Genomic DNA, 26,398 nt, shown 5'->3' with positions numbered 1-26,398 from the left:
GGTTCAGTGGCGGCAGATTGGCTGCAAAATCGGGAAAATCGATTTGTGGAAACACCACACTGCTTAATCGGAGGTCTAACGGTAAACGCGCTGCCGGATAATATCTATTCTACTGGCAGCCAGCAACTGATCGATTACCTTTACAGCTACTATAATGCTATAGGCGATCGCGCGGCATTTTTCAGTTCTCAAAATGCTGGATTTGAAGGAACTAATATTCATAAAATGCAGGTGCAAAGATATGTATCTCGCAGTAAATAACCGAGCCAAAAACACCGAATAGGGAGTAGATTTGGCCTTGGTTGAGATGGATGGCAGCGGGTAAATTATCTGGAACAATCTTCTGAACCTGTGCAATAATTAATCAAGTTAGCTCGTAATAAAATTAGCTTTTATCAACAGCGTATACAGGGAGAAACCCTGAGTCGTTCTAGTTCCTAGACATCTTTGTCACCATCCCAGAATAAATTGCTTAGTTGAAAGAATGAATATATTAAAAAAATCCGTTAAGTAAAATTTATTAAGTCTCCGATAATTGGCACAAAAAGTGACAATAAAACCCGAAAAATTAGGCGGAGATAAATTTTTCGGGCGGGGATTTTTCCAGCATTCCCAGTGCTGCGAGTCAGATATGCGGAATGTGCCCTAAAGAGCGATCGCACAAAAACTGGCGCAGTTGCACACCGATCGCCTCCAGAGAAAAATGAGTTTCCACCCGAATGCGAGCGCGCTTGCCCAACTCCCGCCCCCACGCCCGATCGTCTAAAACCCGACCGATCCCCCCTGCCAAAGCGGTTGCATCCTCACGGGGCACAACGATCCCGCCGTCAGCTTCGCCCCCCTCGAAAATATCAGGCACTCCAGGCGCGTCAGCAGCCACAACGGGCAACCCGCAAGCCATCGCCTCCAGCGGTGCAACCGGAAACCCCTCATGCCGAGAAGGCAAAGTATAAACGTCAGCAGCCGAGAGGTACTGTCGCATCAAAGCGCGATCGCGCACATATTCATTCACCCAAACAATGCCCGAAAGCTGCATCTGAGCGATTCGCTGGCTCAATTCCTCCGCGTCGCTACCAGTCCCCACCAGCAACAGCCGCAAATCTCGGCCTGGGCGATCGCGACAGATCCCTTCCCAAGCTTCCAGCAAAATATCTAACCCCTTGCGGCGGATGTCAATCCGCCCGTGACAGGCGACAATTTCAGCGTCACCGGGAAAACCCAGCAGTTGCCGAGCTTCAGCGCGATCCATTGGCTGCCACAGTTCCAAATCCAGCGGGTTAAAAATGCGGGCAATCTTGGCAGGAGGCACGCCATAGCGACTTTGCACGCGCTGTACCTCGGTTTGCGAAGCAATAATTAAACCCGCGCTCGCTTTGAGGGCGATCGGGCGCGACAAACCTTCCCAAGGACTAACCTGAAAATCGCCCCCCTGAAACGTGGCAAAAACAGGCAGCCCCATCCGCCACCCCAACCAAGTGCAAGCGTCGAAGCGCGGGTACTCGTATTCTTGGCAGAGAATCGCTTGGCAGTTTTCTCGTCGCAGTTCTGCAGCCAGCAACCCCAGCGGTGTAGCCAGGTAAGGAGTAACGCTTTTCACTCCTGCCAACATCAGACGGCCCAGGCCTCGAACCTCTCCAAACATATCCTGAACCGTCCACCCTTGAGGGTTAACCATCTGGCGGCGGACAGCTTGGTAAAGTTGAGGTGCCGGCAGGGTGCAGATTGTTGCTCCTGTGTCTTTGTGGGTGTAGCGCACGGGTTCAGCCACGCTACCAGAGATGCAGAATAACACTGTCCGCACCCCTGCCCGTCGCAGCGCCTCAATGTAGCCAAACATCCAACCCCCCGTCATTTCGTTGCAAAAAGCTTCAAAGGAAACCCCGATGGTATCTAAAAAATCTTCGATTAAATCGCCCCAGTGCAGGAGGGCGATCGTTGGTTCTGGTGGGCTATTATCAAACTTCATTTACTTTTTATCAATGCTCATTATATAATATCCAGTAAACAACTAAATAAGGCACGGGATCAAATAGATACATACGCAATCCCCGATCTACAGAAATGTTACGGGATGAGTAGCCGTTGAACGAGAGGCTCAACTTTGAGCGAGCGAGCGTTGGAACTTTTTTATAAAAAGGATGTAAAACTTTAAAAGTCACTTGACCGAACAAAACTAGCAAGTTATAAAAAAATTAGGACTCGAGCTAGAGTGAAATCTAAACAACGAATTTTTAGATATTTAATTTGTGGGATTATTACAGCAATTTTCAATGTTGTGTTAATTTATCTTATTATCGCAACTTGGAAATTTAACACACAAATTCTCCGCAATGTTGCCAATATTATTTCGATTGAAATTTCTTTATTATTTAGTTTTTTTGTTTATCGAACGTGGGTTTTGGTAAGTCATCACTCAAGTTGGCAAGAGATTTTAGGGCAGCAGATCCCTCGCTACCACATCTCTTGTGGATTAGTTGTCGCTACTCGAAGCTTCTTGGTTTTCCCTATTTTAGAGGGGTTAAAAGTGAATTATCAAATTAATACCTTAACGGGGATTATTCTCGGATCTGTTATCAACTATGTTATCAGTGAAAAATGGGTCTTCACAAAAAATAAAAATTCTGCTCAATCGGGAGATAGCAAATGATTAAAATCAATTCTGCAAACATACCACCTACCCAAGACGATCCAGATCTACTCCAGAGTCAAATTTTAGGGATTCGAGAGCAGTATCGAGATCAGTATTGGAAAAAGCGCGATGCCATTTATCAAGATAGACTCCTCTGGAGAGCGCAAACTTTCCGTCATCTAGTTCACCTAATTCCGGGTCAAACCATCTTAGAAATTGGCTGTGGCGAAGGTCTTTTTACAGAACAACTTCTCACCGTATCTCGCGGAGAAAATCCGATCACAGCAGTTACCTTTACCGAACTCCCTAAACCAGATACTTTGGTTTCTTCAGTTGAGTTTATCAATGCAATGTCTATCCCAGGAACCCTTGAAGGACGACATTTTGATTTGATTGTGGCAATGGATTTATTGGATAAGCGAAATAGCGGCTGGTTTCTCCAAAAAGTTTATGAACTTCTAAATCCGGGCGGTCAAGTCATTTTTTATGACAGTAATCCCTGGAATATCGTTCTGAGATTACGTCGATTTATTTCTCAAAATTTTGGAAATAAAGACCCCAGAAAACTCCTCAATCGTCCAGAATTATATGAACTAATTTCCGAAATTGGCTTTATTAGAATCTTTGCTATTTTCAACGATTTTGTTTATGCTCCCCTCACCAAAGACTTGATTTGGCTATTACGAAATCTTTCGATTATTCTCGAAAATACTCCTGGGTTAAAGACCCTGGCGGGATCAATTCTCATTCATGCTCAAAAGCCACCTAGAGTTATTAACAGTCCCCAAATCTCTCTGTGTGAACACGAGCAGTTACGGGGAGCAGTCTCTGTCGTCATTCCCTGCCATAATGAGGAGATGAACATCGAACCCCTAATTACTCGACTCAAGGTTTTTTTTGGCGATTATCTCCACGAAATTATTCCCGTCGATGACAATAGTCAAGATAGAACCCGTGAAGTAATTCAACGTTTAGCAGACGCAGATCCCTTGATTAAACCTGTCTTCCGGGTTCCACCCAATGGCGTAGGAAGAGCGCTTGCAGATGGCTATCGAGTAGCGACAGGGCAGTATATTTTATCAATGGATTGTGATTTTCAGCATCTTCTTCCAGAAATTCGCGATTTGTTTGACAAGGCAAATCAGGGCTATGATGTAGTAGTGGGCAGTCGATTTTCCCGCCATAGCGTATTGCTTAATTACCCTTTATCTAAAATAATTGTCAATCGAGGATTTCATCTCTTGGCACAGATATTATTCCTGCGAAATTTTCGGGATTTAACCAATAATCTCAAACTCATGCGGCGAGAGGTAGTTGAGAACCTAGAACTTACTCAGCCAGGATTTGCCATCAATGCAGAGACAGGACTGCAACCTCTTTTGAAAGGTTATTCACTCATTGAAGTTCCCATTTCTTGGATTAATCGTACCCCAGATATGGGAATTTCATCGTTTCGACTGATCCGAGTAGGTGGGGGATATGGGCAAGTTTTGTGGCAATTGTGGTTAAAAAATCTGTTCAAGAAAAGGCGCTAACAAAATCATCACTCGCCAGTTCAAAATCTCGTGATTAACAGTACATTAGGACTATACTTCTATGTCTATTGTTTCCAGCGATCGCAACTCCAAGCTATTTGTCTGGGGTATTTGGTTAGCAATGCTAATCGCTGCTTTCATCTGTTTAGCGAACTATGGGAGAAATATTCCCCTGGCCGAAGATTGGTTGTTGGTTAAGCCCTTGACAGGACATGAACCCCACCTAGTTAGTTGGTTATGGCAGCAGAATAATGAACATCGTATCCCTTTACCACGCCTAATTTTGTTAACTTTGCTCAAGTTTACTAAGGGTGATTTTCGTTCAGGGATGGTACTTAATGTCGTGACATTCGCTTTTGTTGCTGCGGCTGCCATTCAAGTCGCTCGATCTTTGCGAGGGGGAAAAACCAGCTATGCGGATGCCTTTTTTCCCATTGCTTTATTGAATATCAGCAATTGGCCTAATCTGTTTTGGAGTTGGCAGTTTACCCAAGTCTTGCCTACTGCCCTCACCTACATTATAGTCTTTGTCTTTGTCATTCAACCCACTCTGACAACGCCTTTAGCAGTAGCAATCGGTGGGGTGAGTTTGGTTGCACTTCCCTTTTGTGGAGCGAATGGGTTGTTATTAGTTCCTTTGCTCGCACCTTGGTTCATCTATCGTGGCTTTATCAACTTCTACGCTACGGATTCCAAAGATAAACAGCGATCGGCGAGTATTATTTCAATCAGTTTGGCAGCGATTGCCTTGTGTTTAATAGGTGTATATTTTATTGGCTATCAACGTCCCACTTGGAATCCCCCCAGTCCCGGTTTAGGGCCCACACTCCAGACAGTTGCTAAATTTTTAGCTTACAGTTTCGGAGGCGTTGCTGCTTATTCGTGGAGTTTTTTTGTATTGATAGCCTTTGGGATTTTCATGCCTACTTTGGGAGTAGTCATTTTAGGCATTGTAAGCCATCAAGGTTTGGAGAGACAGCGAGCCTTGACAATGCTCTTATTATGTGGTGTTTTCGGTGTTTATTCCTTAGCAGTAGGCTATGGTAGAGCTGGACTGATTCCATCTCAAGGATTCCCCATGCGATACGTGATGTTTGCAGTTCCCATGCTATGTACAACCTTCTTTATTTGGGAATTGTACGGCTCTCGAAAATGGCAACAAATTGTTCAGTGGGGACTGTTTTTAGGGATGTTGCTACTGCTTCCTTTAAATACCCTAGCTGGGTTTCAGATGTTTGGCAATTGGTATGATGGTGTCATGGACTCAGTTGAGCAAGATATTGCTAATGGAATTCCTCGATCGCTCCTCGCTAAGCGTCACCGAGATTCTCTGGTTCACTGGTGGAGCGATCGGGAATTGGCAGATAATATGCAGATGCTTTACCAAGCTCGAGTAGGAGTTTTTGCTCAAATGCGAGAAGATACGGTTAATGATTCCGATAAAAATATTGCCCAGTAAATCAGTTTTTAACAGCGCCTCTGCGAACGCACCATTTCCTGCCTTCCGCCTGATGTTTCTCCCTACTTTTGCCAAGCGTATGCAGTTTCCGTCCCCAATGATTCAGGTTTATGCAGCCAATAGCTCACCCAGGTTAAAGGAGTGAGTGCAGTACAAAAAAATTGGCGCTTGAGAGAAGATAAACGGGAGAAAGCAACATCATGACAAAGTACCGTCAATGGATTAATAAAAGTCGCAGAGATTTGGCAAGGAAAACCAATTAATGCTGTCAGTTCATCGATCGTATAGCCGCGCCGGACATGACCCCATTCTGCCATCACCTCCGCTTCCGGTGGGCAAAGTGGTTTCATAAATCCATAGTAGGGAAACCGCCAATTTTCATTGGGAGTGCTCACTAATAAAAATCCCTTGGGTTTGAGCACTCGCAGCGCTTCTGAGATTGCTTTTTGATGGTCGGGAACGTGCTCGATCACGTCAAACATCGTTACTATATCAAATGATTCATTTTCAAACGGTAAATTCGTGGCATCACCGCAGATGAAGCGGACTTTTTCTTGTTGGTTACAAGGGGCATTTGCATATTTAGGATCGAGGTCAATGTTGGTAATCTGTGCTTGCGGATAGAGTAAAGCCGTCAAGCCGCCTTGACCGCCTCCGACTTCTAATACTTCTTTACAGGGAACGTCAGGGGCAATGCGGTAAATTGCTCGCATCTTTTCCCGATAAAAGAATCCTTGAGTCAAACCATGCGGAAAGGGGTTGCGGGATAAAAAACGACCCAAATTTTCTTTATTTCCTCTTGTCTCTGACGGATGAATTGCTACCATTGTTTTTTTCCTATAAACTCCAAAAATTACTAATTTTTGTGACTCTGATTCTGGATATAAAATTGTACTCCAGCCAAACAGCCTAACGCCTCAGAAAAGAGCGTTTTATTGACCCCTCTAAATCCTGTCAACGATCCTATGATGAATCGCTTGACATAATATCTAGGCAAAGCGATGAAAACGCGACGCAAGTTGCCCCAGTGTTTGTACCTTTCAAACTGCACAAAAAGCGCTGCGATATGTCCGCGCATATAGTGATACATTTGGTGTTTTAAGCTATCCAGATCGCCGCGGTGGTAGTGGTAAACGACCGCTGTTGGTTCATAGCGACAAAACCAGCCTTCGGCAAGCACTCTATACCAAATTTCAGAGTCTTCACTACACCCAGAAGCGCCTGCACCCAACCGTTCGTCAAAGTATCCAATTTTATCAAAAAGTTCGCGCCGGAACGCCATATTTGCCCCTGCACCAATGCGCCAAACGGGGACAGCGAACGGCTTCATTTCCTCAAAAAATTGAGTATCAAAGGTTGTAGGGCGGTATCCCCATCCGAAGCCAGTATGACCTTTTTGGAAGATCAATTGGGCTTCATTTTCAAGTTCTGCTGGTAGAATAAGTCCCGTCATGGCGATGACGCGATCGCCCTGGAAACTTTGGGCAATTCTGGCAATCCAATCAGGATGAACAATCACATCATCATCAGTAAAAGCAATTATATTGCCTGTACTGTGACGGATGCCAGTATTGCGGGCCAAGCTCAAACCAGGGCGAGGTTCTAAGACATATTTAACGTCTGGTATTTTCGCAACTAATTGCTGCGTAGCATCTGAACTGGGAGCATTGTCAACAACAATAATTTGGTGGGGAGGATGGGATAAATTTTGCAGCGATCGCAAACATCTCTCTAATTGTTCCGGTCGATTTCTAGTACAGATCAAAACAGAAACAGTTTCACTATTTAAGTGCGAAAAGTGTTGCTCAAGTTTCGCAAGGGGTTGTTCCAAAGCCATGAGAGCTTGGAACTCAGGTGGGCGATCGCGGGCTGGATTTTTGGAAATAACTGGCAAAGCTGGTTTAAAACCTTGCTCTAGCAAATGACTACCGATGGTAGGAGTAATTGCTTGTACCGCTAAATTAGTCAATTCTGTTGCTGACATTGGCAACTGAGCGGCTACAATCTCCTGTTGACCAAGGGGTATATTATGCCACCAAAACACAGTGTAAATGCCCCCATAACCAGGCATTACAGGCAAGTCAGGAATGGCTTTACTTAGCTCTACGTTAATAACTTTCCAGGCGTTGCTCACAGAAATTACCTCAAAGTAGCAATAGATTTATCGGGTGGCTAACCGACTAATTTTGCCCGACCCAATAACTCTCGACGTTCCTCCGGTTCATGCGGATCATCCGGTTAATTCCGGCCCACTTACCCCGCACAAAACTTTTGTTGATCTCCACTTCCGCCGGATTCATTCGCCCCAAAGCCGTTCTTAAAGATTGAATTACGATATTTTGGGAAGCTTTTACCCCATCCCAAATAAATTTAAACAACCAATCTTGATAAGAACCCGACCAGAGAAGAGAATCGCCCAAAACTTGAGAAGTCCCTAGACCATAGTTAATATCTATCAAGTATTTTTGAGAAGTACGCCTAGTGGGAATAAAGTGCTTTAACTGGCAATCAGGAGTGTACCAAAGGTCGTATCCCGCTCCGTAAATCCGCAAAGCGATTTCCACATCTCCCCCTGATATGAGCTTGGTTCCGATGCGATCGTGAAGTAACGGTTTATCAATCCAACCAGTATGTGCCAAAGCTCCTCTATTCAACACTAATCCTGCTCCCACGAGACAAGATTTTTTTTGGGGTTCTGTGCCGTGTTCTTGTTGTGCGAAGGAGTAACCATAATTCAATACATATTTAGGCGGTGGAGTTTCCCAATCTAAAATCACTCGACCACCAAAAGCGCCGCAGTCAGGATGAGTCGCAGCAAATTTAACAGCTTGCTCCACCCAATCTTCTGCCAGGAAGCAATCGTCATCGACGAAAGCAATCCAATCAGCGGTTGTATTTTGAACCCCGTAGTGGCGCGCATAGGTTAATCCTTGCTGGGTTTCTGAGCCTGTAGAAAGGTAGGGAATTGTTCCCGACACTCGATATTTTTCGACAACTTCCTGCGTGTTATCCGTGCAGTTATTATCGACCACTAACACCTTCCACTCTAACTCAGGCGACACTTGCTGTTGGGCAAGGGCCGATAGAGCTTTGTTGAGAAGATGAGCATTGTTATAAGTACAGATGACGATATCAATGGGCGGAAGCTTAGTCATATTTAATTGTCGTTTCCTGCATTGAACGAGAAATAGATTTCTGAAGCAAATCTCCTTTTTTTAGGCAAATTGCCGCCGAATCTGCTCGATACGTTTTAAAGAACGGGGGTACTCGCCAAAAAGCCCTACGATACCACCCCACATTTCAGCTAAAATCATCGTTGGGGGCAAAGGATGACAGCCCCTAATACTCTTTTGCAATTCATCTAACTGATAGCCCATCCACCAAGCGATCAGCCGGATTAGCTGCGATCTCTTGGCAGGATCGGTCTGATAGGATTTTATCACAAAAGCCATAAAACCTAACCCCCAAGTCCAATACTGGCGGCGCAGTTTTTCATATTCCCGGCGGTGTTGGTGAAACACCAGATAGCGAGGGTCATAGACGAGGGGATAGCCAGCGCGAACAACTCGATAAAAAATATCTAAATCGCCACCGCCGGGGAGGGGCGCACCTGTATCGAGTGCATCATCAAATCCCCCTAGTTTGAGTAAAACATCGCGGCGAAATGCCATATTGCAGCCAGCTCCAAATATGCCTGCACCACAGGGGTATAACGGATTGTGAGGCAATATTTTGCCATAACGAATTTTCTCAAATCCGCGCCGAAAACCGCCCCGACTTTCAAATAAAATTTGGGCTTCAGTGGCTAACTCATAAGGTAGCACTAACCCTGTAAAACCACCCGCATCGGGATTTTCTGCCCAAGCTTCCCTCAATCCGTTCAGCCATTGGCGATCGGGCGTGACATCATCATCTAGAAAAGCTAATATTTCCCCAGTTGCTTCCTGCAAGGCGCGATTGCGAGCGAAGTCTAAACCGGGTTTTGGTTCCCTGGCATAGCGAACTCCTGGTAGGGAGTCTACCAATTCTTGTGTTTTTTCATTAGAAGGTGCATTATCAATTACTAACACTTCAAAGTTAAGATTTTCACCGGAAATAGGTGTTTGCAACTTGAGTAAATGTTGCAGACACCGGGCCAGGTTTTCCGGCCGATCTTTCGTACAAATTGCCACTGTGAGCGAGGGAAAAGTATCGCCTTTTTCGGTAGGATTTAACTCTTCTCTAATCGCTTCCTGAAGTAACTTAGCGCCGACTTCCCGTTCAATCATTTTAGCTAAATCTTCAGGAGAAAGGACGCTCTTTGGAGGAAGAGGCTGCATGATCAAACCAACAGCTTTATCTTTTCGCCGCACCACTAAGGCAATTCCTGTATCTTCCTCAGAAATTGTCAGAGTGGGAAGGGGCTGTGTCACTTCAATGTCAATAATCGGATAAGGCATAAGTGATTCACCAAATTCCTATTAGTTTTGTAAGTTGCGGTGTTGCAGATGATAAAGCTTGGCAAACAAGCCATCGAGTTTTAGCAAATACTGGAGGTTCCCTTGTTCGATCGCCCTGCCATTTTCCATCACAATAATTTTATCGGCATTTTCAATCGTCGATAAGCGATGAGCAATGACAATGACGGTGCGGTTCTGGCTGAGCGTGTTGAGGGCCTCCTGAATCAAGTTTTCAGCAATACTATCTAGAGCATTCGTTGCTTCATCCAAAATTAGAATATCGGGGTCGCGGACAATCGCGCGAGCGAGGGCAATACGCTGCCTTTGTCCGCCAGAAAGGCGAACGCCGCGATCGCCCACTTTCGTGTCATACCCTTCCGGCAGTTGGCTAATGAAATCGTGAGCATTGGCAAGTTTTGCAGCGTCAAAAATTTCTGCCTCCGTTGCTTCCAAGCGCCCGTAGGCGATATTATCCTTCACCGTCCCGCTAAAGATATGAACCTCTTGGCTGACAATCGCAATTCCCTTTCGCCAGTCCGTTAAATTCAGTTCTTGTAAGGGGCTGTTGTCAATATAAATTTCTCCTGAAGTTGGCTCGTAAAAGCGGCAGAGTAGGCTGATAATGCTGGATTTTCCCGCACCCGATGGACCCACTAAAGCAGTAGTTTGACCGCGTTTAAACTCGACGGAGACATCCTCTATTGCAGGCTGATCTTCAGGATTGTAAGTTAAGGAAACTGACTCAAAATAGATCGCCTGCTTCAACTTGTCAAAGGGAACGGTACCAGAACGGATGTAAGGTTTATCAGAAGTCTCTAAAAAAGCCATCACCAGTTCAGCAGAACTGGCGGTAGATATTAAACCTAGCCTCGCTACATCTAGTTGTTGTACCTGGGGTTGCAAGCGGTAGAGTATGAATAAAAAAGTCAGCAGTGTTGGCATAGCTGACTGGTTTTGCAGGAGGGCGATCGCCAAAATTGCTAGCAGGAGGAGTGCGGAAAAAACTTCATAGAGCGGATTGATGAGCCCTCCCAGCATATCGAGTTGGAAAAAGGTGTTTCGCACCTGCTGGGAAGCGCGATCGAAGCGTTCTTGCTCGTAAGGTTCCCGTCCAAAGGAGCGGATGGTTCTCATCCCCCCTAATCCCTCCCACATTCGGACAGCGAGCTGAGAATTGGCGTCTACAGCTTGCTGTGCCAGATGTTTGACTCGGCGCGTCACAAATTGGATGAACTGCGAAATTAGGAAGAGGGATATACTGATAATTAAGGTGAGTTGCCAAGAGATGAGTAGCAATAGTGTTGCCAGGACAGTAATCGTACAAGCATAGGTAATCAAGTTAACAAACAAACTCAAAGCTTTGCTAGTCTGCCAACTTTCTGTCGCCAAAATATTCATAATCTTTCCCGATTCGCTACGCTCTAAGAAAGAGTAGCTAACGGTTAAAGTTTGGTTGAAAATTTTGCAACGCAATCGGTGGCTAATTCGCGAATTTAACCAAGCAAAAAGCAGAGAATTACTATAAACAATCAGGTTTTTGACGAGGATGCTAACTAAAATACAAGATGGGATGATTAAGACGCGGTAGCCAGCAGGGACAGCAGCGAATATCTTCATCAGAGAATCAATGAAAGAATTGCCAGTTACAGCCTGAGCTTCTTCTTGCTGTAAAGTTTGCAAAAAGGGAATGAATAAGCTAATGCCAAAGCCGTCGGAAAGGGAAGCAAGCATACCCAAGGAAATCATTGCCGGGATGGCCCAAGGGTATATCTTGAGGAGGGGAAGCAGAGTTTTAATAGCCTGAATCTCTTTTTTCATAAGACAACTCTGCCTGTGCCGATGGAGTGGCGCTAATGTTCACTTGAGGGAGCATGTCAATATCTGCTTGATTTCGCTTGACAATGCGGGAAATTGAGCGGTGAAAAATGTTCCCAATCCTTACCATCGATTCGATATTTTTGCGCCGACTCTCAACCAGCAGCTCTCGGCTGCTGAGTTTACAGTCAGAGGATTGCGGCTCTTGTGAACTCAGAGGTGTCTCCAGAGCAGCTTGAGGTTTCCAAAACTGGGATAATAGGTTTAAAAGGCTCTTCCCCAATACTCTGTAAAAACCATAACGGGACAACGGTGAGATGCACTCAGCTTTTAAAGCTTGGAATAACCAAAATAGCGCGGTGCGATCGCGGCCATTCCGACTACTTTGGTGTGCTAAATACATCAAAAAATTACTGGCTGACAATCGGTGTAGGAACTCGGGAATTTCCGGATGCCGTTGCTTTACATCTTGCAGCATTAATGCGTGAGACTTCGCCATCACCATATAATTGCTAGACATACTGCTGTCAACTTTGCGGTATCCAATTAGAAATTCCGGCACCACTCCGAATTGATAGTATTCTGCCAGTCGCAGGTACAAGTCCCAATCTTCACAGCCTTGAGCACTCTTCTCTATATAGCTAGTGGCGTAAAAGCCCACCTTATCTAAAGCAGAACGCCGGATCATCGAAGCGCTAGCATTGCCTAAAAAGTTGTGGCAAATTAAGGTTGCATAAACTTCACCTTCCATCGTAAAAGCGCGGAGTCCCCCGGTTAAAGATCCCTTTTCATCAATATCTAATGACCAAGAATAGACGACTCCTAACGATGGCTCTCCCTCCATCATACATTGAACTTGTTTTTCTATGTTTTCAGGATACCAAATATCATCGGCATCAAGGGGGGCAATGTATTCTCCTCTCGACTTCTGAATTCCTAAGTTGCGAGCAGCAGCGACCCCAGCATTGGGCTGTTTCAAAAGCTGGACGCGAGAATCTTTTTGGCTGATTTTTTCGACAATTTCAGCGGTTCGATCCTGGGAACCATCATCGACTACTAAAACTTCAATGGCTGGATAAGTTTGAGCCAGAACAGATTTGAGAGTTTCTTCAATAAATTGCTCAGCGTTGTATGCAGGGATAATGACTGAGACGAGAGGTAAATTGGGAGATTTTTGAGAATCTGGCTGCATTGGTTTTTAACAAGGTTTTTCAAATTTTTTTTTTGCTTTGTAGATTGGCCTCTCTACCTTACACTCGTCGCAGTCAGGACTTACACAGTCGGTGGAAGAGATAGCCAAGAAACCCCTAATAAAAATTGTACCGCATTCTCTGTTCAACGTCAATGGTATATAGCACGTATCAATGAGTTTTGCAAATCAAGAGAATGGTGATAGACTAAGCTGAAGTGCATTTAAATTGTATAGTCAAATTTAAGAAAATTCTTGTGGGGAGTAGGGGTTGGGCCAGAAAGCCCGCCCAAAAAATACAATTTAGATTCCCAACAGCTTACAACTAAAAGTTATATTCTAAATGATAAAGAGATGCTCCTCGGCCCACAGCTACTTCGTTCAGCAATGATTTTTATTGTTTCATTGATTAAATAAATCCGTGTTCTGCTAAGAATTCTGGTGTAATTGTTCCCAAACTGTTGATTGCCGGGGTTTCTTCCCACGGTTCGGGATGGGATTTTGAGCCGCTGCGGAGAAATTTGGCGACATATTTGCCCAGAATATCTGCTTCTAAGTTTACTAAACTTCCTGGTTGCAAATAGCTGAGGTTTGTCTCACCAAAACTGTGGGGAATGACAGCAACTTCAAACCAATTCCCGTCAGCATCGCAATCTGCCACGGTTAAGCTGATGCCGTTGACGGCGATGCTGCCCTTGGAAACGATGTAAGGTGCGATTTGACGTTGCCATCCCGAATTGGCGGATGGTGGGGCAGTAAACCGCATCTCCCAAGCGTTGGCGGTTTGGGTTGATGTCGCTAAAGTGCCGATCGCATCTACGTGCCCCGTCACGAAATGTCCCCCCAATTTGCTACCGGCGCGCAGGGAGGTTTCTAGGTTCACCAAAGCATCGGGGAATGATCCCAGAGTAGTGCGCCGGAGAGTTTCTGGGGAAGCGACGGCGACAAAACCTTGCGGCAAAACTTCCACTACCGTCAAACAGACTCCATCCACGGCTACGCTGTCCCCAATGGCTAAATCTTGTAAAATCTGGTAGGAGTTGTTTGATGTGCAGGAAATTTGGAAATAATCGTTGCCTAGCGACTTCAGTTTTCCGAGAGATTGAATTAGTCCTGTAAACATAAGTATTTTTCCTTAGTCGATCGCTTATTTACATGAAACCACAGGCACAAACCAGACGCAGGAGGTTTTTCCGTCCCCCTGTCCCCCGGAGTCAATCGAAAATCTAAAATCTCAAATCTAAAATCGATAGTCCCAGATCAGTTGCAGATTCAGGCGAAGATCGAGTCATACTGGATTTAGGTCATCTTTATGTCCGAGTTTTCTACCGCCTTGCAGTTTCTTAATTCTGTCAGTAACCCAGCCCTAAAACCAGGGACTGAGCTTGTAAGAGCAATCGAAGCAAGCTGTGCTGACGGGCCTCAGCCTTAACTGGCTACGTTATTTGAGTCACGACACTCCTTGAATGCGACGCTAGTTTTGGGCTCTGTCATTTGCAATTAAACAGTCTTAAGGTCACTGAGACAGTGTTGCAAGTCTAACAAGCTCTCATAACATTGACCGACAAGCGAACATTACCCCGAAAGGGAGCCGGAGACAACCATATCTCCAAAGAGGGGCAACCATACCCCTCTACCCCCGAAAGGGGAAAGGGGATTCAAGGTGGTGCTCACTGAGCGTAGTCGAATGTGTTGAAACCGCCCATGTTGTTTCCCTCTCAGGACTAAAGTCTCTGAGTTTCCCACTTACCGAGCATTTTTATGATTGAAATGAAAGTCGCTGGAATTGCCTTAGATGCAGCCACGCGCAGTCCTATTGTCCTATTGAGAGACGCTACTGAGCGACGGGCTTTGCCTATTTATATCGGTCAGGAGCAAGCAAAGGCTATTATTAGCGCGATCGAAGGCCACAAGCCTCCTCGGCCCTTAACTCACGATCTGATGGTCAATTTTTTAGAGGCATGGAGTCTTACCTTGGAGCGCATAGTTATTCACTCGCTGCAAGATAACACGTTCTATGCCGTGCTGATCGTCCGTCAGGGAGAAGTTAAAAAAGAGATCGATGCCCGACCTAGCGACGCGATCGCCCTAGCCTTGCGAACGAACTGCCCCATCTGGGTGATGGAAGAAGTCGTCGCCGATGCTTCGATACCGGTCGATCGAGATGCTGATGAGGCAGAACGCCGGGCCTTCCGGGAATTTATCTCAAACCTCCGTCCAGAGGATTTGATTAAGAGAAGTGGCTTGGGCCCGGGCGAAACTTCCTAAACTTTATGCGCTATCGACGGTTTGGCAAAACGGAGTTGCACCTGTCTGTATTTTCCTTGGGAACCATGCGCTATTTGGCTTCTGAGGAAACTGCCTGTCAGACTGTACAACAGGCAGTGTCTCAGGGAATCAATCACCTGGAAACGGCTGCAGGTTACGGTTGCAGCGAGGAATATCTTGGCGCGGCCCTTTCGGCGGGTTTGTCTGTCGATCGATCGCGCCTCCACGTCACTACAAAAATTTCCCCAACCGAGGATGCAGCAGCAATGGAACGCTGCATCGACGCATCCCTCAAACGCCTGAATTTAGACTATATCGATTGTCTGGCAATTCACGGTTTGAATACTTGGGAACATTTGGCGATTGTACGAGATCCCACAGGCTGCATGGAAGCTGTACGCAAAGCCCTGGCTGATGGGATCATTAGGCACGTCGGCTTTTCGACTCACGGGCCTCTGGATCTGATTTTGGCTGCAATCAATACAGATTTGTTTGAATTTGTCAATCTGCATTATTACTATTTTTTTCAGCGCAACGCCCCGGCAATTGAACTCGCCAAAGACAAAGATATGGGCGTTTTCATCATTTCCCCGGCAGATAAAGGAGGGCAACTCTACACGCCCCCGGAAACTCTCGCACAATTGTGCTCGCCTTTCTCGCCTTTAGAGTTGAACTATCGATTTTTACTCAGCGATACTAGGATTGGGACTTTGAGTGTGGGCCCTGCAAATGCCACAGAATTAGAGCAACCCCTGAAATATTGCGATCGCGACTTTCCCCTCACCAACTCCGAAATCGCTGCGTTCGATCGGCTAGAATCGGTTATTGCAGCAACTTTGAAAACCGACAAATGCAGCCAGTGCTATGCCTGTTTGCCTTGCCCGGAAAACATCAACATTCCCGAAGTATTGCGACTCCGCAATCTCGCCGTCGGGTGCGACATGACTGACTTTGGCAAATACCGCTACGCCATGTTTGAAAATGCCGGACACTGGTTTCCCGGCAGCAAAGGCAACCGCTGCACCGATTGCGGCGAATGTTTGCCCCGGTGTCCCGAAGAGTTAGACATCCCAACTTTGCTCAAAGATACTCACCAGCGACTGGGCGGCAAAGCAGGCAGGCGGTTGTGGGATTGAAAAAAAGGTGATGAAGGGAAAAGGCGATCGCACCTGCCACCAAATACCGCACAGAAACTTGGTTTTTGGCTTCCCCTGCCTAAGTTTTTTCTTTAACTCCTGCAACAATTAGGTTAAACTCGTTTTTAAGTGAATTTACATACTGCAAGCAAAAATCCGGGTTTTTGAGCCAGGGTGAAAACCTAAAATTGAGCGAAAAAGTACCTCTGTTTTTGGGGATCAATACTGCCAACAGGCTTTCAAGAACATCCGACAGCATACTAATAACTAAATAACAAAATCTGACTCAGCAGAATTCAAACAGTAAAATTCTGATCGTTTATATGAATGGGCAGCCCGCATCTACTACCGATTTAGCATCTACTCCTATGGCTCAGACTCACTTAAACAACCTCCAGTCAGATTGTCCGCAGCCAACTACAGCAGTAAGTTCCGACAGATTTGCAGCAGTTGTCATGCCTTGCACTTACAATTTGTCTCTCACCCGCAAACAACTAATTGGACTCCTAGTTGTACCAATAATCTTGCCACTGGGACTTGCAGGAGCGGCGCTTTGGATGATATTGACAGCGGGACTGATCCAAGGGCAAAATCAAGCTAAATCAGAATTAGTTGTTAGTGAAATTAACTATAATCTCAAACTCGATCGCGCCGCCGACCGTTTGCAAAACTCCTCTGACAGCAAAACCATCGCCCAAACAGCCTTAGCTTACAACAGCGGCAAAAAATTATCATATTTGCAAAAATCTGTCAAGCAAATTCTAGAAAATCAAGTCAAAACAGGAGCAATACACAATGCAGCTTTAGTGGGGAAAGATGGGAAGATAATTGTTAGCGTTAATCTCAACCAAGAGGGACAAAGTTTTAATCCTCGCAACCTAGCCTATCAAGTATTAGCAAAAAAAGAGCAAATTACGCCCAGCAAAATTCTGGCTAAATCGGAAAATCAGAAACAATTGCCAACTTTGCAAACGGGATTGAGCGAACGTGTCCTTGTGAATTACTCAGAAATTCCCGTAAAACATCCCAAAAATCAGACTGTTATTGCTGCTTTATTTTTAGGAACAAATCTGAGCCAAATCCCGATGGTTGCCAGTAGCGAAATAGTCCATTCACTCGGATTTTACGCTATTTATGCACCGCTTAATGAGGGCAAATATGTCTTGGTAAGTGGACAAAGTGTTACGAAAAATCAACGGTTGCCCGACTTACAGTGGATGGACAGATCGCTACTGATCTCTGCACGCGCCGCCGATGGGAAAGCAGTTGCTCAGCAAATAAAAATAGGGAATCAGGCTTATACAGTAGCAGCAAAATCCCTGAATAATCTAGCCGGAAAACCCGCTGTAATTTTAGTGCGGGGCATCCCCACAACCTCGATCGAAACTTGGTGGGGCAACAACTGGCTGCTGGCAATGTCTGCGGCTGCCCTTGTCCCCTTCGCCTTGGGAGTTGCCGTCACTCGCCGGATTGCTAAACCCGCTAACTCAGATTTATCAACATCAGACGGGAATTGGGCATTTAACTCCAGCGCCGAACTGCCGCAGCGATCGCGGACATTTGATATAATTTATGACAATTTAAATTTCGGCGAATTCCCCGATTTATTTCCCAAAAAATCGAGTTTAGATGGTCAATTAGCCGTAGATTTTCGATATAATAAAAAATTGGCGGGCGATCCTCTTCGAGGGCTTCGCCAACGCCCGATCGCAAATCCCCACATCCCGCTCGCTTTCCAACCCCTAGAATTGCCCGAAAACTCCGTCTCAAACCAGTCGCGACAGGTAAATACAGAAAATACAGAACTAGAAAAAAGCGCGATCGCCTTAAATCTAGTCCAGGAAGCTTGGCAAGACTTAAATCGCCTCAACTGGGAATTGCAGCCAGAAATACTCGATCGCCAAAACACTCAAAAAGCCCTGCGAAAGAGCGAAGCACTGCTGCAAGCGATTTTAGACAACTCAACAGCAGTGATTTACATCAAAGATGTTGACGGAAAATACCTGCTCACAAACCGCCATTTTGACAATTTGTTTGACATCGCAAAAGAGCAAATAACAGGGAAAACCGACGGCGATATTTTTCCCCAAGACTCTTCAGCAGCCCTGCGAGAAAATGACCTGAAAGTTCTCGAATCCTCCTCGCCCCTAACCCTCGAAGAAATCATCCCTCAAGACGACGGCCCGCACACTTATATTTCTCTGAAATTTCCCCTCTGCAACTCCGAAGGTAAAGCTTATGCAGTCGGTACAATTTCTACAGATGTGAGCGATCGCAAACTTGCCGAAGTCACCCTAGAAAAAGCCAAAGCAGAACTAGAAATAGAAGTCGAACAGCGCACCCTATTCCTCAAACAAGCCAACGAACTCTTGCGGTTTGAACTGGCCGCCAGAGTCCGCGGCGCCATCACTGTCAGACAAATGACGGCTCAAGTAGCCCGACACGCCAGAACTGTTGACGGCATTCTCGGCGCTTCTCTTGACCTAATTTTTCTAGTAGATCGATCGGGAAAATACACCTATGTCAGCCGCACCGCCGCTCAAGCTGCCGGCATGAACCCCAGACAAATGATTGGCAAAACCTGGCAGGAATTAGGCTGGTCGCCAACAATTATGCAGCGGGTTCACCAAGAATGCCACGGCATATTTGCCACAGCCGAGCCCGTGAAAGGCGAAGTAATTGTCCCCACGGCCAACTGGGGAACCCGCGACTACGAGTACATTCTCAGCCCGGTTTGTGCGACAGACGGCAGCGTCGAAGCCGTAGTGGCGACACTGCGGGATATCACCGAACGCAAAGACGCGGAGGAAGCGTGGCAGTTGGCCAAAGAAGCCGCAGAACTCGCCAACCGCGCCAAGAGTGCTTTTCTGGCAAACATGAGCCACGAGTTACGCACTCCCCTGAATGCGATTATCGGCTACAGCGATATACTGGTGGAAGATGCCGAAGAGTTAGGCCACTTAGAGCTAGTCTCGGATTTAGACAAAATTCGCACTGCTGGCAAACACTTGCTGCGGCTGATAGAGGACATTCTCGACATTTCCAAAATTGAAGCTGACAAGATGGAGATTTACCTCGAAAGCTTCGATGTTGGAGGTTTAATCGAGGAGGTGGTAACAACTATCAAACCGCTAATGGATAAAAACGGCAATACTTTGCAAGTATTGAGTTCTGACAATATCGGCGCGATGCACGGCGATTTGATGAAAGTGCGGCAGGTAATGCTGAATTTGCTCAGCAATGCTGCTAAATTTTCTGCTAATGGGGCGATCGTGCTTACTCTAGAAAGAATTACCAGTCAAGAATTAAAAAATAAATATCAACCGAAAGTTGCTCAAATGTTAATTTTGGATTCAGACTTTTTAATTTTCCGAGTGACGGACACGGGCATCGGCATGACACAAGAACAGCAAGAGCGACTGTTCCAACCTTTTACTCAAGCTGACGATTCAACTACTCGCAAGTACGGCGGTACGGGTTTGGGACTGGCTATCAGCCAGCGTTTTTGTCAGATGATGGGCGGCGATATTGAAGTTACTAGCGAGTTAGATTGCGGCTCTACTTTTGCTGTGTGTCTGCCTGCTTCATTGTTTAAGCGATCGGAATTTTAATAATTTTGCAGAAATAAGAGAAGAGTCGGCGGTTGAAACCGCTACTATACAAACAATGTCCGCCGCCGCGGACTGAAGAATAATAAAATTAACTTCCAGGCTCCAGCCTGGGAACATAAATCTAGAGGCTCTGCCTCGGTTGGAAACATGGAGGCAGAGCCTCCGGATCTGCATTACTAGGCTGGAGCCTAGTAACGAGTAATTTAAAATTATCTGCGTTTATCCGTGTTTATCTGCCTTACATCTGCGGTTTCTGTATCAATGAATGATTTATGCAATCTTGTCTAATAATATGATGAATATGATGAATTACCCCAAAATGCGCCACGAAAATCAAGTTTCTCCCCGCAGGCATGGCATTTTGACAAAAAGTTTATTTTTGTTCCCGATCGCCTGTTCTGCGTGCCTCGGAGCCTTGCTGTGGGGACAATCTGCGGCTTTTTCCCAGCAGCCGGCTTGCCCGACTGGCAACGCTGCTAATTTGCCGTCGCCCCCGCTTTCGCAAACCGAAAAAAGCGTGCCGAGTCTGTGGTTAGCTCAAAAACAGTTTGGCGGAAAATTGCTCGATCGCTGGTTTGTCGATCCCGGCAATACTTGGGTAATTCTCATCGTCAACCGCCAACTTTGGAGTTTGCTCGATTATATGGAACGCTATCAATTTGTCAACCGCTTTGGCACTGTCGCCAACGATTATGGTTACAATGTGCGAGTTTGCAACCGTCAAGGCACTGCTTTGGCAGTTTATTCGTGCAAGGGCGATCGGCTTAACTGTCGGATTGATTTAGAATCTCTCTCAAATCCGGGTATTCGAGGAAGGGTGAAAGGATTTTAGATTAGTGTCCCTACAAGAGTTAGGACACGGCGCCGTGCCTTTGGGAGTGTCAACAACCAGGTCAAACCCATAGTCCGGCAAGGGTTGAAACCCCTGCCTCAAAGCTAAAGTCGTCTGAAGACGACTAATGATATCAAATCCGTTAGCATCGGAATAGTAAATTCCAGTTCAGTGTTCACGGCGTTGACGGTTGACTGTTCACGGCGTCAACAGTCAACTCTCAACAGTCAACATCATGTATGAGTGTAACCGGAAATGAGATGAGTTCTTCAGTCCTCTTTGAGAGGACTTTAGCTATTAGACAGGGGTTTCAACCCCTGGCGGGCTCGCGGGATGACTGTAATTTAACTTTTCACTACTTGCCGAATTTCTTGCCACAGCGATCGATATTGGGCAATCCCCGCATCCCCAAAAGGCAGCAGAAAGTCGCTAGCAGCAAGAATCTTAGCATCCGGCAACAACACAGAATTAGTGCGAACAGCTTCCGGCAAATCTTCGGGTTTCATGCCGACAATTATCGGCGAACTAGCCTTAGCCAGCAAAGATAATTGAGGAGCAACCCGAGGTTGTAAGCAAAAATCAATCCATTTTTCCACTAAAGAAACTGGATTCCCTGATGCTGGTTGTACCCACAAATCTGTCCAAAGTGCAGTTCCCGAAACCGGAACTACTAAAGCAATATCCTTTTGAGTTTGCAGCAGCGGCAGCAAGTCCCCAGAGGAACCTACTGCCAACCAAGTATCGCCTAAAATTAATGGTTGCAGGTAAGCGTCCGAACTATAAAATTTAACTTGTTGGTGCAGATTTGCGAGTTCTTTTTTAAGATTTGGGATTTTATCTAATTGCTGCGTATTGTAAGATTTCCCTAGTTTTTTTAATGTTAAACCGATAACTTCTCTGGCACTGTCCGGCAGAGAAATTCGATCGCGCAATTCGACTCGCCACAAGTCTTTCCAATCTGTCGGAGTCCACCCCAAAGCCTTAAATTTGTCGGTTCGATAGGCAATTACCGTACTTCCCCAGCGGTAAGGTGCAGCCCACACTTTACCTTGAGGATCTAATTTACCCTCGTCGTTGCGCCTGACGAGTTTTTGCCATCTTTCGGGCAATTGTGACCAATTAGCAAACTTACCAGGATCGATCGGCTTAATCAATTTTTGCCTAATTGCCAAAGTCAGCCAGTAATCTCCCAACATCACCAAGTTAGCTTGATTTTTTGATTCGGGAACCCGTTTCCACTCCTGCAACAGGGCGAATAATTCTTTTAATTGTCCTTCTTGCGTTACCTGCAAAAGCGGAGACGGTTGTACATCGCGGCTAAATTTGCTTACCAGTTGGGCCGGAATACCGTTTTTGAGCGATCGAATTTTGAGAATGGGCTTCGAGTCGCACCCTGCCGCCAATTGACTTAAAGTTAGGGTGGCGGCCCCCAATAGCAAAGACCTTCGTTTCACCTGTCAATCCGCTTTTCTAAATATTGACCGATCGTTGTGTGTTCTACAGCCGGGGAAATAATTGTTTGTCGAGTCCGGTAGTTGGCGCCGATTTGTCTTATTTCTTTTTCAAACACAGAGCCATTGTACTCGGTTCTGCTGCGCTGTGAGTCTGTTTGACCCAAAGCATCCAGGATACAAGCCCCCGAATTTATCCGTGGGCTCAATGCTTCAATGCTTCAATTCTTCAATTCTAAAATCTAAAATCTAAAATTGATTGGCTCTTCCCTGATTTTACCTTCTACTTTGTCGATCGAGCTTTCCGATGCGGAAAACTCCCTCAACTTAACGCCTAATTTCTCTGCGAAAAGTTACTTTGAGCCAGTTGTGCTCGCCAGCCGGGTCGATCGACTGCATCTGTGTTACATTTTTTAATATAACGAAACAACGAGAGCGCTGCCATCTGCCGTTGGATGACGCTTTTTACACAACCGAAGTGAAAAATTCTTTTTAAATCGGCGACAGCTTAATAACTAAAAAAACTCAAAATCCATTCATCTCATATGTTGCACCATTCTCAATTAGCCTTTTAGCAACAGGCTTTTCGGCCTGTTCCACAAGAAAATTTATGTTTTGTGGAACGGGCCCCAGAGCCCGTTCTTGAGAATGGTGCAAGATGTGAGTTGATCTGAATCCTGAAAGCACTGACGAGAGCGAAGTCAATCTAATAGGACGCTCTGCGATCCGACTCTCATAAACCAGATTTTTTAACCCTGATTGAAGGTTTGAACGAAGTATGGGGGTTAACCAACCCGGTTCCTGTGTCCAAGACTATCTAAAACCTAAAATCTAAAATCTACAATCGACCCACGAATGCCGATCGATTATCTTCAAGCTGGCTCCCTAAATCTACCGTCAGGATTGGGAACACAACAATTAAGTCAAAAATTAAATAATTTAGTGATAAATCCAAGTTATGTAAAGATTTACCTAAAATGTAAAGATATTAAGTTACGAGCCAAAGGATGATTGTATGGAAGCGCTCCGCCAGCAAGTTACAGTATTGAGCCAACAAGTCGAGGCCCTCTACAAACTCATAGAAAACCTCAATGAAAAGCTCTTGGAGTCGGCCAAGGAGACGAAGCTGACCCAGCAACAGAGAAACGATCGCTCTGGAACGCTAGGAAATGACCAAACCTCGCCCTATCAAAGCTACAGCAGTCTCGATGGCCTCCTCGAACACAAAGACATACTGTTAGATGACAGCTACTTCGACAAGAACTCTCAAAGCCTGGAAAAAGAGCTGAGCGCTGAGATTCAAATCCAGCGCTTAACTGCTCAGCTAACAGCAGCTTACAATCGAATTGCCGCCTTGGAAGAACAGTTGCTCTCCAAAAGAATGCACTCGCAACATCTAGGCGGGCCTAATTAAATATTGCTAGCGGGGATCGGGTAGTAATTCAAAAAAAATACAAATTGCGTTGATTTATGCTCGTCTACTTATAGATTCATTGCATAGAGTTTTTTATCTCCCCCAATTAGCAAGGGGAATACTGCATGAAAGGGAGATATTGTGTAGAAATAGGAAGGCTATTTCTTTGGTGGACAAGATTTTTTTACAAACCGCAGAGGGCGCAGAGGACGCAGAGAGAGAGAAGAAAGAGAAGAAAGAGAGAAGTTCACAAATCTGGCATCGATTCTTATAACTATCTACTTAATGTTTAATGTCACAGCGCGAGGCTAAAGCTTCAACAGCGTGGAGGAGTTGAGTGGGAGTCCAATTTGCAGCCAAGCCACTGGCGATCGCACAGGCTCCCGCACCGACCCCTTCTTTAACATAGCCGCGATCGTAAGCTTGCAGTTGCCCGTAGCGAGATCCAGCAAAACTTAGCTGCGCGGCCAACAGAGGCACACCGCCGATATCATTAGCAAGTCCTACAGTGTCTCCTGTAGGGTCTTCGGCCACCCAGCGCGTAGTCCCCACCGCGACTTGTTCGGGACGCCATAGTAGAGCATATTCACGGGCTAAGGCTTGCATCAAAGCGTACACTGCCAGCATTTGCGTACCCCCGGCCAGAAGCACCCCGCAAGTCCGACTCGCGGCGATCGCCATTGCCGCCACCGCTATTTGCATCGGATCGCCCACCGCCGCTACCAATTCCAGGGGAGTGCTGTTTTGTCCGTTAATTTCCCACTCAGCATTATTGAGTCCCGCTGTCACCGCAGCCAATTTTTGAGCGTGATTGCAGCGAGGATGAGAACTATTCACTTTGCCCGCCGCTGCAATACCCAAACCCATTAACACGCCCAAAGCAGTAGTCGTTCCCCCAACTACGCACTCCCCTAAAATTAAATAGCTGCCATTAGTTTGAGCAGCCAATTTAGCTCCCCAAATTAATCCTTGTTCGAGCAAATGTTTGACTGTTTCGAGTTCTAAAGCATTCCCAGAAATCAGACACTTTGCCGGAGTGCCGCCCAAATCAATTGCAGGTACGGTAGGTGGGAGGGGCAAACCAGCATTAAATAGGTAAAGGGGAAGTTCCAAAGCTTCGACTACAGCGCGAGATATCAGTACCGGCGAGGCACCCGCTTCTAGGGGCGGCAAAGGATATTGGGGCGACGGTTGGGGGCCGTTATACAAAAATTCTGCATCGGCTAAACAAGTAAATTGTCGATCGTGCGGGGTTGCTCCTGCTGCTGAAATCCCCGGAATTAAGCCTGTCGCGGTAAATCCTAACACGCAGGCAAATATCGGTTTTTGTCCCCGATAGCGATCGAGCCACCGCTGCCCCTGTTCTATTTCGGTATAAATATGAATCATAAATTAGTCATTAGTCATGGGAATTGGGAATTAATTATTAGTTATTTGTTAGTTCTTAGTTGTTGGTTTTTAGTTATTCGTTTGCCCATTATCCCTGACCCCTTACCCCTTATATCAAGCCCGGTACTAGCGGACGTGATATGATGTGTCCTGTTTATGAGCCCCCACAACATTTGCAACCGATCCTTAAAGCTTAGGTTCGACTGGTTTTTAGTTGTTGCTCCTGTGCACTTACGGCGATCGCCCTATGAAGTTGGCTGCCATCGGGATGCCCTCTCAACAGAATCTTTCTTGTATGCAACTTCATGTAAAAATGGTAGAAATCGGTTAATCCGTAGTTGGTTTGACTGGGAGCGTAAATATTGGCAATAATCATGGTTAAAGGAGATATTTACATATTTTACGCGATAGTTAACTAATTATTTTAGTTCTCCTCGCCGTCGTACTTAAAATTTTTAAGGGTGACGCAGGCGCGATCGTCTTTCACTCGCCGCTCGCGATCTCTGTAAACTTCCGCGATCGTACTTATACGGTTTTAATTAAATCCTCACCAACTTGTGAGGCCATATTGTGTCAATTAGTAGCCTTCGTATTTGTGCAGGCAGAAATATAGTGTACCTGCACAAATCCTGTCTAGAGTTGCATTTTCTATATTTTTCAAAAGATTCGCCCACAAGTTGTAAGTCCTGGGCTCTATCTAATAACAGAACATTCAGACGCACCCTTTTAGTTAAGTTATCAATTCAGCACTCAAGCGTCAATCTTAAAAGGGCTCGCTAACTGCCCCCTGGCGCACCCCCTGCTTGACCTCTGAGTACAAAAATTACTCCCGTCATAATTAGCGCCACGCCTACTAACCGCAGCGGTGGCAACGGCTCGTTAAATACAATTTTGCCGCCCAAAACAGTAAACAGGTAACTGATTGACAGTAAAGGCGAGACTATGCTAATGTTAGCGCGGGACAAAACTACGATAAAACCGATCGAAGAAATTGCGTACAGAGAAAGACCTGCTATTATCAAAGGCTGAGTAGCCATTGCTATAACTTTTTCAACTAAATTAGCAGCGCCGATGGGCCCTAAAACTTTTGCTCCAGCCTTCAGAGTAAATTGACCCAGGACGCTGCACAAAATGGCAGCAAGCAAAACCAGAAAAACGCCTCTATTCATGAGTTCACCAAGATAATACTACAGATCGAGAATGGCCCGGAACAAACTCTCCTAAACAGCTT

Annotated in this window: 23 protein-coding genes; 10 read left to right on the top strand and 13 right to left on the bottom strand. The window is 45.8% G+C overall.

Features of this window, described 5'->3' with window-relative positions:
* Positions 1-6 precede the first annotated feature (6 nt).
* Positions 7-261 (top strand): hypothetical protein, encoded by a 255-nt coding sequence (locus QUB35_RS02260; RefSeq protein WP_333138971.1) that lies wholly within the window; start codon positions 7-9, stop codon positions 259-261.
* Positions 262-625: 364 nt separating this feature from the next.
* Here the strand turns inward: QUB35_RS02260 and QUB35_RS02255 are convergent, their stop codons facing one another.
* Positions 626-1,966 (bottom strand): glycosyltransferase family 4 protein, encoded by a 1,341-nt coding sequence (locus tag QUB35_RS02255; RefSeq protein ID WP_333138969.1) that lies wholly within the window; start codon positions 1,964-1,966, stop codon positions 626-628.
* Between the two features lie 243 nt (positions 1,967-2,209).
* Here QUB35_RS02255 and QUB35_RS02250 point away from each other — a divergent pair, with 243 nt between their 5' ends.
* The 3 genes from QUB35_RS02250 (at position 2,210) to QUB35_RS02240 (ending at position 5,623) form a co-directional block, all read left to right on the top strand.
* Positions 2,210-2,647 carry a GtrA family protein gene (locus QUB35_RS02250; RefSeq protein WP_333138968.1) on the top strand — a complete coding sequence of 146 codons (438 nt, stop codon included), beginning with the start codon at positions 2,210-2,212 and terminating at the stop codon, positions 2,645-2,647.
* The gene (locus tag QUB35_RS02245) at positions 2,644-4,164 is read left to right on the top strand and encodes a glycosyltransferase (protein WP_333138965.1); all 1,521 of its coding nucleotides are present in this window, start codon (positions 2,644-2,646) and stop codon (positions 4,162-4,164) included. The genes QUB35_RS02250 and QUB35_RS02245 overlap by 4 nt, the downstream gene beginning before the upstream one ends.
* A 61-nt stretch (positions 4,165-4,225) precedes the next feature.
* Positions 4,226-5,623, top strand: coding sequence for a hypothetical protein (locus tag QUB35_RS02240; RefSeq protein ID WP_333138963.1), 1,398 nt, complete (start codon positions 4,226-4,228; stop codon positions 5,621-5,623).
* Between the two features lie 62 nt (positions 5,624-5,685).
* Here QUB35_RS02240 and QUB35_RS02235 read toward each other — a convergent pair whose 3' ends face one another.
* The 7 genes from QUB35_RS02235 to ribE form a co-directional block, all read right to left on the bottom strand.
* Complete coding sequence (locus tag QUB35_RS02235; protein ID WP_333138961.1) at positions 5,686-6,450, bottom strand: class I SAM-dependent methyltransferase; 765 nt, start codon at positions 6,448-6,450, stop codon at positions 5,686-5,688.
* 29 nt (positions 6,451-6,479) lie between these two features.
* Entirely contained in the window at positions 6,480-7,757 is a 1,278-nt protein-coding gene (locus QUB35_RS02230; protein ID WP_333138960.1) for a glycosyltransferase, read from the bottom strand.
* Between the two features lie 46 nt (positions 7,758-7,803).
* Positions 7,804-8,778 (bottom strand): glycosyltransferase, encoded by a 975-nt coding sequence (locus tag QUB35_RS02225; protein ID WP_333138958.1) that lies wholly within the window; start codon positions 8,776-8,778, stop codon positions 7,804-7,806.
* Positions 8,779-8,838: 60 nt separating this feature from the next.
* Positions 8,839-10,062, bottom strand: coding sequence for a glycosyltransferase (locus QUB35_RS02220; RefSeq protein WP_333138956.1), 1,224 nt, complete (start codon positions 10,060-10,062; stop codon positions 8,839-8,841).
* Between the two features lie 21 nt (positions 10,063-10,083).
* Positions 10,084-11,880, bottom strand: coding sequence for an ABC transporter ATP-binding protein (locus QUB35_RS02215; RefSeq protein ID WP_333138954.1), 1,797 nt, complete (start codon positions 11,878-11,880; stop codon positions 10,084-10,086).
* Positions 11,855-13,069 carry a glycosyltransferase family A protein gene (locus tag QUB35_RS02210; RefSeq protein ID WP_333138952.1) on the bottom strand — a complete coding sequence of 405 codons (1,215 nt, stop codon included), beginning with the start codon at positions 13,067-13,069 and terminating at the stop codon, positions 11,855-11,857. Before QUB35_RS02210 ends, QUB35_RS02215 begins: the two co-directional genes overlap by 26 nt.
* Positions 13,070-13,475: 406 nt before the next feature.
* On the bottom strand, positions 13,476-14,189 hold the full coding sequence (gene ribE, locus QUB35_RS02205) for a riboflavin synthase (protein WP_333138950.1): 714 nt from the start codon (positions 14,187-14,189) through the stop codon (positions 13,476-13,478).
* 638 nt (positions 14,190-14,827) lie between these two features.
* Here ribE and QUB35_RS02200 point away from each other — a divergent pair.
* The 4 genes from QUB35_RS02200 (at position 14,828) to QUB35_RS02185 (ending at position 20,913) form a co-directional block, all read left to right on the top strand.
* Entirely contained in the window at positions 14,828-15,334 is a 507-nt protein-coding gene (locus QUB35_RS02200) for a bifunctional nuclease family protein (protein ID WP_015176672.1), read from the top strand.
* A gap of 5 nt (positions 15,335-15,339) precedes the next feature.
* A complete protein-coding gene (locus QUB35_RS02195) occupies positions 15,340-16,470 on the top strand; it encodes an aldo/keto reductase (protein ID WP_333138948.1) in 1,131 nt (376 codons plus the stop codon).
* A gap of 323 nt (positions 16,471-16,793) precedes the next feature.
* Complete coding sequence (locus QUB35_RS02190) at positions 16,794-20,081, top strand: PAS domain-containing protein (RefSeq protein ID WP_333138946.1); 3,288 nt, start codon at positions 16,794-16,796, stop codon at positions 20,079-20,081.
* A gap of 301 nt (positions 20,082-20,382) precedes the next feature.
* Positions 20,383-20,913, top strand: a complete 531-nt coding sequence (locus QUB35_RS02185) for a hypothetical protein (RefSeq protein ID WP_333138944.1) — start codon at positions 20,383-20,385, stop codon at positions 20,911-20,913.
* Positions 20,914-21,257: 344 nt separating this feature from the next.
* Here the strand turns inward: QUB35_RS02185 and QUB35_RS02180 are convergent, their stop codons facing one another.
* Both QUB35_RS02180 and QUB35_RS02175 read right to left on the bottom strand, forming a co-directional pair.
* Complete coding sequence (locus QUB35_RS02180) at positions 21,258-22,367, bottom strand: extracellular solute-binding protein (RefSeq protein ID WP_333138942.1); 1,110 nt, start codon at positions 22,365-22,367, stop codon at positions 21,258-21,260.
* Positions 22,364-22,573, bottom strand: a complete 210-nt coding sequence (locus QUB35_RS02175) for a hypothetical protein (RefSeq protein WP_333138940.1) — start codon at positions 22,571-22,573, stop codon at positions 22,364-22,366. The genes QUB35_RS02180 and QUB35_RS02175 overlap by 4 nt, the downstream gene beginning before the upstream one ends.
* Before the next feature lie 46 nt (positions 22,574-22,619).
* Here QUB35_RS02175 and QUB35_RS02170 point away from each other — a divergent pair, with 46 nt between their 5' ends.
* Positions 22,620-22,781: a hypothetical protein gene (locus QUB35_RS02170; protein ID WP_333138938.1), complete on the top strand. Its 162-nt coding sequence runs from the start codon at positions 22,620-22,622 to the stop codon at positions 22,779-22,781.
* Between the two features lie 598 nt (positions 22,782-23,379).
* Positions 23,380-23,778, top strand: coding sequence for a hypothetical protein (locus QUB35_RS02165; protein WP_242715966.1), 399 nt, complete (start codon positions 23,380-23,382; stop codon positions 23,776-23,778).
* Between the two features lie 282 nt (positions 23,779-24,060).
* Here QUB35_RS02165 and cobT read toward each other — a convergent pair whose 3' ends face one another.
* The 3 genes from cobT to QUB35_RS02150 all read right to left on the bottom strand — a co-directional run bounded on the left by cobT (position 24,061) and on the right by QUB35_RS02150 (position 26,336).
* Positions 24,061-25,167 (bottom strand): nicotinate mononucleotide-dependent phosphoribosyltransferase CobT, encoded by a 1,107-nt coding sequence (cobT, locus tag QUB35_RS02160; RefSeq protein WP_333138936.1) that lies wholly within the window; start codon positions 25,165-25,167, stop codon positions 24,061-24,063.
* Between the two features lie 193 nt (positions 25,168-25,360).
* The gene (locus tag QUB35_RS02155; protein WP_333138934.1) at positions 25,361-25,543 is read right to left on the bottom strand and encodes a hypothetical protein; all 183 of its coding nucleotides are present in this window, start codon (positions 25,541-25,543) and stop codon (positions 25,361-25,363) included.
* 400 nt (positions 25,544-25,943) lie between these two features.
* Positions 25,944-26,336, bottom strand: a complete 393-nt coding sequence (locus tag QUB35_RS02150) for a transporter (RefSeq protein ID WP_190737183.1) — start codon at positions 26,334-26,336, stop codon at positions 25,944-25,946.
* Positions 26,337-26,398: the final 62 nt, after the last annotated feature.

It is taken from the genome of Microcoleus sp. B13-B6, assembly GCF_036705405.1.
In the GTDB taxonomy this organism is placed as follows: Bacteria; Cyanobacteriota; Cyanobacteriia; order Cyanobacteriales; family Microcoleaceae; genus Microcoleus.
Note: the sequence above shows the minus strand (reverse complement) of the source record. Positions and strands in the feature narration are given on the sequence as shown.

What these genes read in the sequence shown, in the direction of transcription:
- QUB35_RS02255 (WP_333138969.1), bottom strand. Translation starts at nt 1,966, where the DNA reads ATGAAGTTTGATAATAGCCCACCAGAACCAACGATCGCCCTCCTGCAC.
- QUB35_RS02245 (WP_333138965.1), top strand. Translation starts at nt 2,644, where the DNA reads ATGATTAAAATCAATTCTGCAAACATACCACCTACCCAAGACGATCCA.
- QUB35_RS02240 (WP_333138963.1), top strand. Translation starts at nt 4,226, where the DNA reads ATGTCTATTGTTTCCAGCGATCGCAACTCCAAGCTATTTGTCTGGGGT.
- QUB35_RS02235 (WP_333138961.1), bottom strand. Translation starts at nt 6,450, where the DNA reads ATGGTAGCAATTCATCCGTCAGAGACAAGAGGAAATAAAGAAAATTTG.
- QUB35_RS02225 (WP_333138958.1), bottom strand. Translation starts at nt 8,778, where the DNA reads ATGACTAAGCTTCCGCCCATTGATATCGTCATCTGTACTTATAACAAT.
- QUB35_RS02220 (WP_333138956.1), bottom strand. Translation starts at nt 10,062, where the DNA reads ATGCCTTATCCGATTATTGACATTGAAGTGACACAGCCCCTTCCCACT.
- QUB35_RS02215 (WP_333138954.1), bottom strand. Translation starts at nt 11,880, where the DNA reads ATGAAAAAAGAGATTCAGGCTATTAAAACTCTGCTTCCCCTCCTCAAG.
- QUB35_RS02210 (WP_333138952.1), bottom strand. Translation starts at nt 13,069, where the DNA reads ATGCAGCCAGATTCTCAAAAATCTCCCAATTTACCTCTCGTCTCAGTC.
- ribE (WP_333138950.1), bottom strand. Translation starts at nt 14,189, where the DNA reads ATGTTTACAGGACTAATTCAATCTCTCGGAAAACTGAAGTCGCTAGGC.
- QUB35_RS02200 (WP_015176672.1), top strand. Translation starts at nt 14,828, where the DNA reads ATGATTGAAATGAAAGTCGCTGGAATTGCCTTAGATGCAGCCACGCGC.
- QUB35_RS02195 (WP_333138948.1), top strand. Translation starts at nt 15,340, where the DNA reads ATGCGCTATCGACGGTTTGGCAAAACGGAGTTGCACCTGTCTGTATTT.
- QUB35_RS02190 (WP_333138946.1), top strand. Translation starts at nt 16,794, where the DNA reads ATGAATGGGCAGCCCGCATCTACTACCGATTTAGCATCTACTCCTATG.
- QUB35_RS02185 (WP_333138944.1), top strand. Translation starts at nt 20,383, where the DNA reads ATGATGAATTACCCCAAAATGCGCCACGAAAATCAAGTTTCTCCCCGC.
- QUB35_RS02165 (WP_242715966.1), top strand. Translation starts at nt 23,380, where the DNA reads ATGGAAGCGCTCCGCCAGCAAGTTACAGTATTGAGCCAACAAGTCGAG.
- cobT (WP_333138936.1), bottom strand. Translation starts at nt 25,167, where the DNA reads ATGATTCATATTTATACCGAAATAGAACAGGGGCAGCGGTGGCTCGAT.
- QUB35_RS02155 (WP_333138934.1), bottom strand. Translation starts at nt 25,543, where the DNA reads ATGATTATTGCCAATATTTACGCTCCCAGTCAAACCAACTACGGATTA.
- QUB35_RS02150 (WP_190737183.1), bottom strand. Translation starts at nt 26,336, where the DNA reads ATGAATAGAGGCGTTTTTCTGGTTTTGCTTGCTGCCATTTTGTGCAGC.